7 protein-coding genes are annotated in these 13,634 nt (G+C 70.5%); 4 read left to right on the forward strand and 3 right to left on the reverse strand.

Features of this window, described 5'->3' with window-relative positions:
• Positions 1-3 precede the first annotated feature (3 nt).
• The 4 genes from nuoL (at position 4) to recQ (ending at position 7,907) form a co-directional block, all read left to right on the forward strand.
• Complete coding sequence (gene nuoL, locus N4G70_RS09965) at positions 4-1,959, forward strand: NADH-quinone oxidoreductase subunit L (RefSeq protein ID WP_261712190.1); 1,956 nt, start codon at positions 4-6, stop codon at positions 1,957-1,959.
• A gap of 3 nt (positions 1,960-1,962) precedes the next feature.
• Complete coding sequence (locus N4G70_RS09970) at positions 1,963-3,573, forward strand: NADH-quinone oxidoreductase subunit M (protein WP_261712191.1); 1,611 nt, start codon at positions 1,963-1,965, stop codon at positions 3,571-3,573.
• Complete coding sequence (nuoN, locus tag N4G70_RS09975) at positions 3,570-5,222, forward strand: NADH-quinone oxidoreductase subunit NuoN (protein ID WP_261712192.1); 1,653 nt, start codon at positions 3,570-3,572, stop codon at positions 5,220-5,222. The genes N4G70_RS09970 and nuoN overlap by 4 nt, the downstream gene beginning before the upstream one ends.
• Before the next feature lie 825 nt (positions 5,223-6,047).
• The gene (recQ, locus tag N4G70_RS09980) at positions 6,048-7,907 is read left to right on the forward strand and encodes a DNA helicase RecQ (protein WP_261712193.1); all 1,860 of its coding nucleotides are present in this window, start codon (positions 6,048-6,050) and stop codon (positions 7,905-7,907) included.
• Positions 7,908-8,300: 393 nt separating this feature from the next.
• Here recQ and fahA read toward each other — a convergent pair whose 3' ends face one another.
• From fahA to N4G70_RS09995, 3 genes are all read right to left on the reverse strand, one after another.
• Positions 8,301-9,527 (reverse strand): fumarylacetoacetase, encoded by a 1,227-nt coding sequence (gene fahA, locus N4G70_RS09985; RefSeq protein WP_261712195.1) that lies wholly within the window; start codon positions 9,525-9,527, stop codon positions 8,301-8,303.
• 529 nt (positions 9,528-10,056) lie between these two features.
• Positions 10,057-12,057 carry a CocE/NonD family hydrolase gene (locus N4G70_RS09990; protein ID WP_261712196.1) on the reverse strand — a complete coding sequence of 667 codons (2,001 nt, stop codon included), beginning with the start codon at positions 12,055-12,057 and terminating at the stop codon, positions 10,057-10,059.
• A 10-nt stretch (positions 12,058-12,067) separates the two neighbouring features.
• Positions 12,068-13,567 (reverse strand): peptide MFS transporter, encoded by a 1,500-nt coding sequence (locus N4G70_RS09995; RefSeq protein ID WP_261712198.1) that lies wholly within the window; start codon positions 13,565-13,567, stop codon positions 12,068-12,070.
• Positions 13,568-13,634: the final 67 nt, after the last annotated feature.

A 13,634-nucleotide genomic window follows, 5' to 3' on the forward strand; every position in this document is an offset into this window, starting at 1 on the left:
ATCGTGGGAAACACAGACAACCTCATCGCGCTGCTCGTCGCGGCGCCTCTGCTCGGAGCGGCCGTCCTGCTGTGCGGCGGACGGAGACTGGACGGGATCGGCCACTGGCTGGGGACGCTGCTCGCGGGCGCGTCCTTCGTCCTCGGCGCGGTGCTCTTCGTCGACATGCTGGGCCGCTCGGCCGACAGCCGGACCGTGGCCAAGCACCTGTTCACCTGGGTCCCGGTCGAGGGCTTCCAGGCGAACGTCGGCTTCCACCTCGACCAGCTGTCGATGACCTTCGTCCTGCTGATCACCGGTGTGGGCACGCTGATCCACATCTACTCGATCGGCTACATGGAGCACGACGAGAACCGCCGGCGCTTCTTCGGCTACCTCAACCTGTTCCTCGCGGCGATGCTGCTCCTGGTCCTCGCCGACAACTACCTGCTCCTGTACGTCGGTTGGGAGGGCGTGGGCCTCGCCTCCTACCTGCTCATCGGCTTCTGGCAGCACAAGCCCAGCGCGGCGACCGCCGCCAAGAAGGCCTTCCTGGTCAACCGGGTCGGCGACATGGGCCTGTCCATCGCCATCATGGTGATGTTCACGACCTTCGGCTCCTTCGCCTTCACCACGGTCCTCGGTGAGGCCGGCGGGGCGAGCTCGGGGCGTGACACCGCCATCGGCCTGATGCTGCTGCTCGCCGCCTGCGGCAAGTCGGCCCAGGTGCCGCTCCAGTCCTGGCTCGGCGACGCGATGGAGGGCCCGACGCCCGTCTCGGCCCTGATCCACGCGGCGACCATGGTCACCGCGGGCGTCTACCTGATCACCCGCTCCGGCGCGATCTTCAACGTGGTGCCCGACGTCCAGACGGCCGTCGTGGTCGTCGGCGCGGTCACGCTCCTGTTCGGTGCGATCGTCGGTTGCGCCAAGGACGACATCAAGAAGGCCCTGGCCGGCTCCACGATGTCGCAGATCGGCTACATGATCCTGGCCACCGGCCTCGGCCCGATCGGCTACGCCTTCGCGATCATGCACCTGGTGACGCACGGCTTCTTCAAGGCCGGGCTCTTCCTCGGCGCCGGTTCGGTCATGCACGGCATGAACGACGAGGTCGACATGCGCAAGTACGGTGGCCTGCGCAAGTACATGCCGGTCACCTTCGTCACCTTCGGCCTCGGCTACCTCGCGATCATCGGCTTCCCGGGCCTGTCCGGGTTCTTCTCCAAGGACAAGATCATCGAGGCGGCGTTCGCCAAGGGCGGCACCGAGGGCTGGATCCTCGGCGCGGTCACCCTGCTCGGCGCCGCGATCACCGCGTACTACATGACACGCGTGATGGTCCTGACCTTCTTCGGCGAGGAGCGCTGGCGGAACGCGAAGACCCCCTCGCCGGCCGAGCCGAGCGTGGAGCCCGCCGCCGAGACGCGCGGCGCCCACGACGAGCCGCACCCGCACGAGTCCCCGAAGTCCATGACGATCCCCATGATCGTCCTCGCCTTCGGCTCGGTCTTCGCGGGTGGCGTCTTCGGCATCGGCGACCGGTTCGTGAAGTGGCTGGAGCCGGTCACCTCCTTCGACCACGGCGACGCGCCGATCGGGGAGTGGACCGTCACCGGCGCCACCGTCGTCTGCCTGCTGATCGGTGTGGGCCTCGCGATCGCGCAGTACGGGCGAAAGCCCGTCCCGGTCGTCGCCCCGCGCGGCTCGCTGCTCACCCGGGCGGCCCGCCGCGACCTGCTCCAGGACGACTTCAACCATGTGGTCCTGGTCCGCGGCGGCGAACACCTCACCCGCTCGCTCGTCTACCTCGACCACAGCCTGGTCGATGGAGTCGTCAATGGAACCGCCGCCTCGGTCGGCGGGCTCTCCGGCCGGCTGCGCAAGCTGCAGAACGGCTTCGCCCGCAGTTACGCGGTCTCGATGTTCGGAGGTGCTGTGGTGATCATCGCCGCGACTCTGCTGATGAGGGCGGTGTAAACCATGTCCTTCCCCCTCCTCACCGCGACGGCGGCCCTCCCGGCCCTCGGCGCGATCGCCACCGCGGCGGTCCCCGCGGCCCGGCGCACGGCGGCCAAGTGGCTGGCCCTGCTGGTATCGGTGGGCACCCTGGCGCTCGCCGCGATCCAGCTCGGGCGCTTCGAACCGGGCGGCGCCCGCTACCAGTTGACTGAGTCCCACGCCTGGATCAAGGACTTCGGAGTCCGCTACGAACTGGGCGTGGACGGCATCGGGGTGGCCCTCATCGGGCTCACCGCGCTGCTCATCCCGTTCATCATCGCGGCCGGCTGGCACGACGCCGACCCTTCCCCGAGCTCTCAACTCCGTTCGAGCAGGGGAGGCCCCAATGAAACCGCGAAGAACGACTGGCGGCCCACCCAGGGCTTCTTCGCCCTGATTCTCGCCGTCGAGGCGATGGTGGTGCTCTCCTTCGAGGCCACCGACGTCTTCCTCTTCTACATCCTGTTCGAAGCCATGCTCATCCCGATGTACTTCCTCATCGGCGGCTTCGGCGACCGCGCCCACGCACAGGGCGACGAGGCGGCGGCGACCCAACGCTCGTACGCGGCCGTCAAGTTCCTGCTCTACAACCTGGTCGGCGGCCTCATCATGCTGGCCGCCGTCATCGGCCTGTACGTGGTGGCGGGCTCGTTCTCGCTGAACGAGATCGCCGCGGCCCGCGCGAGCGGCTCGCTCCACATGGCGACCAACACCGAGCGGCTGCTGTTCCTCGGCTTCTTCTTCGCCTTCGCGGTGAAGGCCCCGCTGTGGCCGCTGCACACCTGGCTGCCCAACGCGATGGGCGAGGCGACCGCGCCGGTCGCCGTGCTGATCACCGCGGTCGTCGACAAGGTCGGCACCTTCGCGATGCTGCGCTTCTGCCTCCAGCTCTTCCCGGAGGCCAGCAAGTGGGCGACGCCGGTGATCGTGGTCCTCGCCGTGATCAGCATCATCTACGGGGCGCTGCTCGCGGTCGGCCAGCGGGACATCAAGCGCCTGGTGGCGTACGCGTCGATCTCGCACTTCGGCTTCATCATCATGGGCATCTTCGCGATGACCAGCCAGGGCCAGTCCGGCGCCACGCTGTACATGGTCAACCACGGAATCTCGACGGCCGCGCTGATGCTGGTGGCCGGCTTCCTGATCTCGCGGCGCGGCTCCCGGCTCATCTCGGACTACGGCGGCGTCCAGAAGGTCGCCCCGGTCCTGGCCGGCACCTTCCTGATCGGTGGCCTCGCCACCCTCTCGCTGCCGGGTCTCGCGCCCTTCGTGAGTGAATTCCTGGTCCTGGTCGGCACGTTCAGCCGCTACCCGGTGGCGGGCGTGGTCGCGACCCTGGGCATCGTCCTGGCCGCGCTCTACGTCCTCGTCCTCTATCAGCGGACGATGACAGGACCGGTCAAGGCCGAGGTCCAGGGCATGCCCGACCTCAAGGTCCGCGAGCTGCTCGTGGTCGCCCCGCTGATCGGCCTGCTGATCTTCCTCGGCGTCTACCCGAAGCCGCTCACCGACATCGTCAACCCGGCGGTCCGCCAGACCATGTCGGACGTACAGAAGAAGGACCCCAACCCGGTGGTGGAGGCGGCCAAGTGAGCTCATCAGCTGTCCACAGCCTGTGGACCACGGCGGCCGAGGGAAAGCTGGACAAGATCCCCGCGCCGCACATCGAGTACGCCCAGCTCGCGCCCACGCTGATCGTGGTCGGCGCGGCCATCCTCGGCGTCCTCGTGGAGGCCTTCGTCCCGCGCCGCAGCCGCTACTACGTGCAGGTCTTCCTGTCCGTGGTCGCGCTCGCCGCCGCCTTCGCGGCGGTGGTCGGCCTCGCGGCCGGCGGCTACGGCACCACCAAGGCCCATATCGCGGCCATGGGCGCGGTCGCCGTCGACGGCCCCGCGCTGTTCCTCCAGGGCACGATCCTGCTCGCGTCCATCGTCGCGGTCTTCACCTTCGCCGAGCGGCGCCTGGACCCGGTGGCGCACGGCAACAAGGTGGACTCCTTCGCCGCGCAGGCGGCCTCGGTCCCCGGCAGCGACAGCGAGAAGCTGGCCGTCAAGGCCGGGTTCACCACCACCGAGGTCTTCCCGCTGGCCCTGTTCGCGGTCTCCGGCATGCTGGTCTTCCCGGCGGCGAACGACCTGCTGACCCTGTTCGTGGCCCTGGAGGTCTTCTCCCTCCCGCTCTACCTGCTGTGCGCGCTGGCCCGCCGCAAGCGGCTCATGTCGCAGGAGGCAGCGGTCAAGTACTTCCTGCTCGGCGCGTTCTCCTCGGCCTTCCTGCTCTTCGGCATCGCGCTCCTGTACGGCTACGCGGGCTCCGTCACCTACGCCAGGATCGCCGACGTCATCAGCGGCTCCGTCCAGAACGTGGACCCGGCGCTCGCCGGCACCATGGGCAACGACGCGCTGCTGCTCATCGGCGGCGCGATGCTCCTGATGGGTCTGCTGTTCAAGGTCGGCGCGGTTCCGTTCCACATGTGGACGCCCGACGTGTACCAGGGAGCCCCGACCCCGGTCACCGGCTTCATGGCGGCCGCCACCAAGGTCGCCGCCTTCGGAGCGCTGCTCCGCCTCCTGTACGTGGTGCTGCCCGGCATGAGCTGGGACTGGCGGCCGGTCATGTGGGGCGTCGCCATCGTCACGATGCTGGGCGGCGCGGTCGTCGCCATCACCCAGACCGACATCAAGCGGCTCCTCGCGTACTCCTCGATCGCGCACGCCGGGTTCATCCTGGCCGGTGTCATCGCCACCAACGCGGACGGCATCTCGTCGGTCCTCTTCTACCTGGGGGCGTACTCCTTCGTGACGATCGGCGCGTTCGCGGTGGTCACGCTGGTGCGGGACGCGGGCGGAGAGGCGACGCACCTGTCCAAGTGGGCCGGGCTCGGCCGCCGCTCGCCGCTGGTCGCGGCGGTCTTCGCGGTCTTCCTGCTCGCCTTCGCGGGCATCCCGCTGACCTCCGGCTTCTCCGGAAAGTTCGCCGTGTTCAAGGCGGCGGCGGAAGGGGGTGCGGGGGCGCTCGTCGTGGTCGGTGTGATCTCCTCCGCCGTGGCGGCGTTCTTCTACATCCGGGTGATCGTGCTGATGTTCTTCAGCGAGCCGAAGGCGGACGGGCCGACGGTGGCGGTGCCGTCGCCGCTCACGATGACGACGATCGGGGTGGGGGTCGCGGTGACGCTGGTGCTGGGTGTGGCGCCGCAGTACTTCCTTGACCTTGCGCATCATGCGGGGGTGTTTGTGCGGTAGGTGTTTTTTGGGGGGTGGGGCGGCTTTCTGGGGGCTGTGGCACGGGCCCCTGGGGGTTTTCCCACCCGCCCGCCCGTGCGGCGGGGTTGGTTGGTTCCGGGCCCCCTGGGGCTCCGCCCCAGACCCCGAGGTGTTTACCCACCCACCCGCCCGTAGGCGCAGGCTTGGATGGTTCCGGCCTTCCTGGGGCTCCGCCCCAGGCCCCAGGCACCTCGCCCACCCACCCGCCCGTGTAGCGGGTTGGTTGGTTCGGGCCTTCCTGGGGCTCCGCCCCAGACCCCGTATCGCGCCTGAACGGCGCTCGTCCTCAAACGCCGGACGGGCTGAAATGCCCGATGCCGGCCAGCACCAGTACCGCTAAGGGGCGCGGGGAACTGCGCGAGAAGCGACCACGATCCGCACGGTCGAGAGGGGTTAGGGGCGCGGGGAACTGCGCGAGGAGCGGGCACGGTCCGCAGACGAAGACGGGTATCTCAGGGGCACGGGGAACTGCGCGAGACGCCGGCACGGTCTGCGGACGAGGGCGGGTATCTCAGGGGCGCGGGGAACTGCGCGAGACGGGGGCACGGTCTGCAGGGTTGAGACGGGCCAGGGGGCGCGGGGAACGGCGCGAGAGGGGCCCGGTCCGCAGACGGCCGGGGGTTTTGGGGGCGCGGGGAACTGCGCGGGCGGCTCACGCGCGGGGCGTGGGGCGAGGATGGGGTTGGGGGTGTGCAACCCCGCGAGGTGCCCGGGGCTGTGGATAACTCGGGGGGTGTCCGCGCGGGAGCCTATCGTTGCGAGGGTGAACGGTGAGGCAGACGGACCAGTACGGGGGACAGAGCGATGAGCGCAGTGGGCGGAACGCAGACGGCCGCAGACACCGAAGCCCTGCGGACACTGCACCGCGTCTTCGGATACGAGGCATTCCGAGGGGCCCAGGGCGAAGTCATCGAGCACGTCGTGGCGGGCGGTGACGCCGTCGTCCTCATGCCCACCGGCGGTGGAAAGTCGCTCTGCTACCAGATCCCCGCGCTGGTCAGGCCGGGCACGGGCGTCGTGGTCTCCCCCCTCATCGCCCTGATGCAGGACCAGGTCGACGCGCTGCGCGCACTCGGGGTGCGCGCCGGGTTCATCAACTCCACGCAGGACTTCGACGAGCGCCGCACGGTCGAGGCCGAGCTCCTCGCCGGCGAGCTCGATCTGCTCTACCTGGCCCCCGAGCGGCTCCGCGTGGAGGCCACCCTCGACCTGCTCTCCCGCGCCAAGATCTCCGTCTTCGCCATCGACGAGGCGCACTGCGTCGCCCAGTGGGGCCACGACTTCCGCCCCGACTACCTCGCCCTGTCCCTGCTCGGCCAGCGCTGGCCCGACGTGCCCCGTATCGCACTCACCGCCACCGCCACGGACGCCACCCACCGTGAGATCACCCAGCGCCTCGGCATGCCCGACGCCCGGCACTTCGTGGCGAGCTTCGACCGGCCGAACATCCAGTACCGGATCGTGCCCAAGAACGACCCGAAGAAGCAGCTCCTCGCCTTCCTCAAGGAGGAGCACGACGGGGACGCGGGCATCGTCTACTGCCTTTCGCGGGCCTCGGTCGACAAGACCGCGCAGTACCTGAGCGACAACGGCGTGCAGGCGGTCCCGTACCACGCGGGACTCGACGGCGGCACGCGCGCCCTGCACCAGTCCCGCTTCCTGAGGGAGGACGGCCTGGTGGTGGTGGCGACCATCGCCTTCGGCATGGGCATCGACAAGCCGGACGTGCGGTTCGTGGCCCACCTCGACCTCCCCAAGTCCGTCGAGGGCTACTACCAGGAGACCGGCCGCGCGGGGCGTGACGGCCTGCCCTCCACGGCCTGGATGGCGTACGGGCTCCAGGACGTCGTGCAGCAGCGGAAGATGATCCAGGGCGGGGAGGGGGACGAGGCGTTCCGGCGCCGGGCCGCCTCCCACCTGGACGCGATGCTGGCGCTCTGCGAGACCGCCTCCTGTCGACGTGCCCAACTGCTCGGCTACTTCGGCCAGGAGGCCCCGGCCGCGAACTGCGGCAACTGCGACACGTGTCTGACCCCGCCGCAGACGTGGGACGGCACCGTGGCCGCGCAGAAGGCGCTCTCCACGGTGGTACGCCTCCAGCGCGAGCGGAACCAGAAGTTCGGTGCGGGCCAGATCATCGACATTCTGCTCGGCCGCAGGACCGCGAAGGTCATCCAGTTCGACCATGACGCGCTGTCCGTCTTCGGCATCGGCGAGGACCTCTCCGAGCCTCAATGGCGGGGCGTGGTGCGGCAGTTGCTCGCCCAAGGGCTGCTCGCGGTGGAGGGGGAGTACGGCACGCTGGTACTGACCGAGGCCAGCGGGGAGGTGCTGGGCGGCCGGCGGGAGGTCAGGATGCGGACGGAGCCGGAAAAGGCGGTGCGGGCGGCGTCGCGGAGCGCGTCCAAGAAGTCCGCGACGGTCGCGGCCGACCTGCCGCCCGAGGCGCTTCCGGTCTTCGAGGCGCTGCGGGCGTGGCGGGGGGCGCAGGCGAAGGAGGCGGGGGTTCCGGCGTATGTCATCTTCCACGATGCGACGTTGAGGGAGATCGCGACGGTTCGGCCGGGGTCGTTGGAGGAGTTGGCGACGGTGGGTGGGGTGGGGGAGGCGAAGCGGGCGAAGTACGGCGAAGCCGTCCTGTCCGTGCTGTCCGAAACCCCCTAGCCCTCTGGGGCTCCGCCCCAGCCCCGAGGCGCGCTTGCCCACCCACCCGCCCGTGCAGCGGGTTGGATGGTTCCGGGACCTCTGGGGCTCCGCCCCAGGCCCCGTATCGCGCCTTAAGGGCGCTCGTCCTCAACCGCCGGACGGGCTGAAATGCCCGATGCGGGCCAGCACCAGCACTGCCAGGGGCGCGGGGAACTGCGCGAGAAGCGACCACGATCCGCAGACCGAAGGGCTTTTAGGGGCGCGGGGAACTGCGCGAGAAGCGACCACGGTCCGCACGAGCGGGAGGGGTTGGGGGCGCGGGGAACTGCGCGATCGGCCGGTGGTTCGGAGGTGCGCCTCGCCCCCGGGGCCTCGCGGAGGAAGCGCCGGGGGCCCCGGGCGGGGAGGGGGTCAGGGGGACGGGGTGATGCGGGCCCGGACTTCGCCCAGGCCCACCGGGACGCCGTGCGGGCCCGGCGCCCACGCCGTGAGGGTCACCTCGTCGCCGTCCTCCAGGAACGCCCGCTTGCCCGACGGCAGTTCCAGCGGCTCCGTACCGTTCCAGGTGAGTTCGAGGAGCGAGCCGCGCTGCCCGCGCTCGGGGCCGCTGACCGTGCCCGAGCCGTACACGTCCCCGGTGCGCAGCGACGCGCCGTTCACCGTCATGTGGGCCAGTTGCTGCGCGGCCGTCCAGTACATGGAGGCGAACGGCGGCTCGGAGACGGGCGTGCCGTTGATCGAGACCGTGATGCGCAGGTCGAACCCGCCGGGGACCTCTTCGGTGGAGTCGTCGAGGTAGGGCAGGAGGGGGAAGTCGCGGGACGGGGGCGTGACGCGGGCCGCCGTCAGGGCCTCGAGGGGGGTGACCCACGCCGAGACCGAGGTCGCGAAGGACTTGCCGAGGAAGGGGCCGAGCGGCACGTACTCCCAGGCCTGGATGTCGCGCGCGGACCAGTCGTTGAGGAGGAACAGGCCGAAGACGTGGTCGTCGAAGGAGGCCAGGTCCACCGGCTCGCCCAGCGCGGACGGCGTGCCCACCACGAAGCCGACCTCGGCCTCGATGTCCAGCTTGACGGAGGGGCCGAACACTGGGGCCGGGTCCGTCGGGGCCTTGCGCTGGCCCTGGGGCCGGGTCACGTCCGTACCGGAGACGACGATCGTGCCGGAGCGGCCGTGGTAACCGATCGGCAGGTGCTTCCAGTTGGGGGTGAGCGCATCGCCGTCGGGGCGGAAGATGCGGCCCACGTTCGTGGCGTGGTGCTCGCTCGCGTAGAAGTCGACGTAGTCGGCGACCTCGTACGGCAGGTGCAGCTCGACCTCGGAGAGCGGGTGGAGCAGGGGCTCTATCACTGGGCGGTGCGCGGGCACCGTCACCCAGGCGGTGAGCGCCCGGCGCACATCGCGCCAGGCCGTGCGCCCGGCCGCGAGCAGCGGGTTGAGGCTCGGCTTGGCGAGGAGCGCCGCGTACGGGGAGCCCAGCGCGTGCGCCGCCGCCCCCGCGTCCAGGACGTGGTCGCCGATGCGGACGCCGACCCTGCGGTCATCGGGATGGCCCGGCGTGGAGAAGACGCCGTAGGGGAGATTGTGCGGGCCGAAGGGGTCGCCCTCGGCCAGTTCGAGCGGGCTCTGCTCGGACATCGGTGCCTGCCTCGCTTTCCACGGGTGTGGGTCACACGTTACGTCGGCGCCGCTCGGGGCGGCAGTGCCTGAAGAGTTCGCAATGTCCGGAAAATCAGTCTCCGGAAGCGGCGGTTCCCCCTCTGGCGTCTCTGCCGGGACGCGTCGGTCGAGGGGGCCACGCGTCCCGCGGGCTGTGATGCTCTCTGTCCCGAGGGGGGACCGGTGTCGGGCGGCAGCGTGCTGTGCGCGGCGGACCGGAACATACCGGGGCTGATCGTGAAGCATATGCTCGCGCCGGCCCGCCGCTGGACCCTCCGGGGGGTCTCGTTCGGCTGCGGGCCGTGGTCGCTTTTCGCGCAGTTCCCCGCGCCCCTAACTACTCGATGCCGGCCCGCGTCGGGCAACCTCAGCCCGTCATGGGGGTCCCCCCTGGCCCTTAAGGCCTTGGGGGAGATTGAGGACGAGCGCCCTTAAGGCGCGAACGGGGTCTGGGGCGGAGCCCCAGGGGTCCCGGAACCAGCCGGCCCGTGGGTGGGCTGAGCCGGGCTCAACCCCCCTCGCGGGGGATTCGGCGTTCCCACGTGCGGTGGAACACCACCTCGCCCCCCTCCCGGCACACCACCTCGTCCGACGTGACGAAATCCGCCGCGTCACAGGTGATCTCCGAGCGCGTGTCCACCGTCACGTCCCATCCCAATTCCGGCCGGTGCAGCCGCAGATGCCAGGCGGAGTGTGTGCGGGCGGACAGCGGGTCGTCGGACTGGATGGTGTACGTCTCGCGCGCGTCCTCGGTGAATTCGAGCCCGTCGGGATACACCCGCGTGCCGCCGTAGCGGGGGTCGACCTCCAGACGCCACTCGCCCTTCGCCACGTCGCGTACGACCAGCCGCTCGGGCGCGGGCTCGTCCAGCGGGGCCGGATGGGAGACGCCGAGGGGCTCGGACTGTTCGGGGTCCGCGAAGACGATGACGTCGTCGGACGTCCGCTCGCGGAGCGGGAGTTGGAGGGACGAGCCGGCCGGGTCGAGGGTGAAGCCGACCGAGTCGGCCTGCGGCCAGATCCACGGCCAGTACGCGGAGGACACCGCGAGCCGGACGCGGTGCCCGGGAGCGAAGGCGTGCCCGATGCCGTTCAGATCGAAGCTCACGTCCTCGGTCGCGCCCAGCGGCCAGGCGTCCGCCCGGTCCCTGCCGTGCCGGGCGGACAGGTTCAGTACGCCTCTGGTGACCAGGGTGGAGGAGCCGTCCGGGGCCACGTCGCAGAGCCGGGCGATGGCCTGGCCGAACGGCACGTCCATGCGCAGCCGCAGGGTGACCCGGGGGCGGCCCAGGATCTCCAGGGGCCCGGAGTCGTCCGGTACCGGGAAGTCGAAGGCGGCCGAGTGGGCGTCCTCGGCGCGCTGGTCCGGGGGCAGGTCGGCGTCGTTGCCGAAGGGGAAGAAGCGGCCCGCGTCCAGGCCGGTGTGCTGCGGCGAGCGCACCTGGACGGGCGCGCCCTGGAGTGCGTAGGAGAGGGGCGTGATGTGGGGTGAGGGCCAGGCGGGGTCGCCCACCCAGCGGCCGGGGAGCTCGGCGTAGACCGTGGCCGGCGGGTGCGATTCGCTGATCCAGGAGCGCAGCAGCGGCTCCTTCATCACCCCCGTCTCCTCGCCCTTGAGATGGTGGTCCCACCAGCGCAGGGTCTCCTGGAGGAAGCCGATCGCCGGGCCAGGGGGGAGCCCGCGGTCCGGATACTGGTGGGACCAAGGGCCGATCAGACCGCGGACGCGGTCGGGCGGCAGGTGCTCGACCAGCCTGAGGACCGTGTCCCGGTAGGGATCGTGCCAGCCGCCCACCGCGAGGACGGCCGCCTCGATCGCCGAGTAGTCCTCGCAGACGCTGCCGTGCTTCCAGTAGGCGTCCCGGGTCTGGTGGGCGAGCCAGGTGTGGATGAACGGCCGGACCGCTTCGAGTCGTTCCAGCCACATTTCACGCCATTCTTCTCCGACGAACCGGGGGTCCGGCGGGCGGGAGACGAAGGCGAGCATCGTGGCCGCCCAGGCGTGCATGTCCACCGCGAGCACCGAACCGCCCATGTAGTGGACGTCGTTGTCGTAGCGGTCGTCGGCCGAGCACACCGTCACGATGGCCTTGAGCGGTTCGGGGGCCAGGGCCGCGATCTGGAGGCTGTTGAAGCCGCCCCAGGAGATGCCGAACATGCCGACCTTGCCGGTGCACCAGGGCTGCTGGGCGAGCCAGTTGACGACCGCGACCCCGTCGGCCAGCTCCGTGGCGTCGTACTCGTCGCCGGGCAGCCCCTCGGAGCATCCGTGCCCGCGCACATCGACCCGTACCGAGGCATAGCCGTGCCCCGCGTACCAGGGATGGCGCTGCCAGTCGCGCGGGGCCGTCCAGTCGGTGAGCCGGTAGGGGAGGTATTCGAGCAGCGCGGGGACGGGCTCCTCGGTGACCGGGCGCCAGACGCGCGCGTAAAGGAGCGTGCCGTCGGGCAGCGGGATCCGGACATCCTCGTGCCGGGTCTCGTGGGGGAATGCGGTGCGGATGTGCATGGCGGCAACCTCAGTGGACGGGGTGCATGGTGCGCTTGAGCCAGGGGGCGGCGAGGATCACGGCGACGCCGGCGGCCACCGCGAGGGCGCCGTTCACGCCGAAGTACGCGGGGTTGGAGACCTTTCCGTACACCTTCACGGTCTGGGCCTGGATGCCGTTGGCCAGGGCGAGGGAGAGGAACCAGAGCGACATCGTCTGGCTGGCGAAGGCCCGGGGGGCGAGTTTGGTGGTGGCCGACATGCCGGAGGTTTCGAGCAGGATGTCGCCGAGGCCCAGCAGCAGATACGAGCCGACGATCCACCAGGCGGCCATCCGGTAGGCGTCGGTGGAGTGGCCCGCGGTGGCCAGGACCATCAGCAGGAACGAGAGCCCGCCCAGGATCACGCCGAAGGCGATCTTGTTGGAGGCGTGCGGCTGGCGCGGTCCCATGCGGGCCCACACGGCGGCCACCACCGGCGCGAGCGCCACCTCGAACGCGCCCAGCGCGGAGGCGTACCAGCCGGCCGGGAAGTGGAAGCCCAGAATGGTCGTCTCGGCGTTGGTGGAGGCGAGCAGCATCATCGTCGAATACGCCTGGAACAGGATGTAGTTGAAGGCGACCGAAGCCAGGAACAGCACCACATAGGGGCGCAGGTGGCCGCGTTCCCCGGCGCTCACCCGGGGGCTCGCGAACATCACCGCGAAGTAGACGACCGGCGCGATCACCGAGACCAGGGTCAGCAGGTCGACGAAGCGGGCCATGGTCAGCAGGCCGCCGAGCGCGAGCAGCACGGCGAGCGCCGCGAGAACCAGGGCGCCGAGCACCATCAGGCGGACCGCGCGGCGCATCCCCTCGGGCGGCAGGGCGAACTCGGCGGCGTGCTTGCGTCCGGCCAGGTGGCGGCGGCCGGCGACGTACTGGATCAGGCCGAAGGTCATGCCGATCGCGGCCGCCGAGAAGCCCCAGTGCCAGCCCTTGTGGTCGCCGAGCCAGCCGGTGATCAGCGGGCCGAGGAAGGCGCCGATGTTGATGCCCATGTAGTACAGGGCGAAGCCGGCGTCACGGCGCTCGTCCTCGGTGCGGTAGAGCTTGCCGACCATGGAGGCGACATTGGGCTTGAGCAGGCCGGTGCCGGCGCTGATCAGGCCGAGCCCGGCCCAGGTGGCGGCTCCCGTGGGCACGGCCATCGCGTAGTGGCCGCAGGCGATCAGGACGCCGCCGTACAGGACCGCGCGGTAGGAGCCGAGGATGCGGTCGGCGAGCCAGCCGCCGGCCACCGAGACCAGATAGACCAGGGTGCCGTAGGCGGCCGAGACGGAGGCCGCGGTGCCCGCCGACATGCCCATGCCACCGTGCGCGACGGAGTCGGCGAAGTACAGGACGAGGATCGCCTGCATGCCGAGGAACGAGAAGCGCTCCCAGACCTCCAGGCCGGAGAGGGTGAGCAGACCGCGGGGCTGGCCGAAAACGGCGTGATCGTCCTGCGGAGGCGGTTGGTCCGCGGCCGGTTCTTCAGGGGCGTCAGCCATCGTTCCGGACAAAGGGTTCACTCCTGATCGTATGAGCTGATCAAGAACATACCGGGGTCCAACGGGC

Source organism: Streptomyces sp. ASQP_92 (assembly GCF_025399895.1).
In the GTDB taxonomy this organism is placed as follows: domain Bacteria; phylum Actinomycetota; class Actinomycetes; order Streptomycetales; family Streptomycetaceae; genus Streptomyces.

Bases quoted from the DNA above. Each gene is read 5' to 3' on its own strand.
- N4G70_RS09970 (WP_261712191.1), top strand. From the start codon at position 1,963: ATGTCCTTCCCCCTCCTCACCGCGACGGCGGCCCTCCCGGCCCTCGGC.
- N4G70_RS09990 (WP_261712196.1), bottom strand. From the start codon at position 12,057: ATGCACATCCGCACCGCATTCCCCCACGAGACCCGGCACGAGGATGTC.
- recQ (WP_261712193.1), top strand. From the start codon at position 6,048: ATGAGCGCAGTGGGCGGAACGCAGACGGCCGCAGACACCGAAGCCCTG.
- fahA (WP_261712195.1), bottom strand. From the start codon at position 9,527: ATGTCCGAGCAGAGCCCGCTCGAACTGGCCGAGGGCGACCCCTTCGGC.
- N4G70_RS09995 (WP_261712198.1), bottom strand. From the start codon at position 13,567: ATGGCTGACGCCCCTGAAGAACCGGCCGCGGACCAACCGCCTCCGCAG.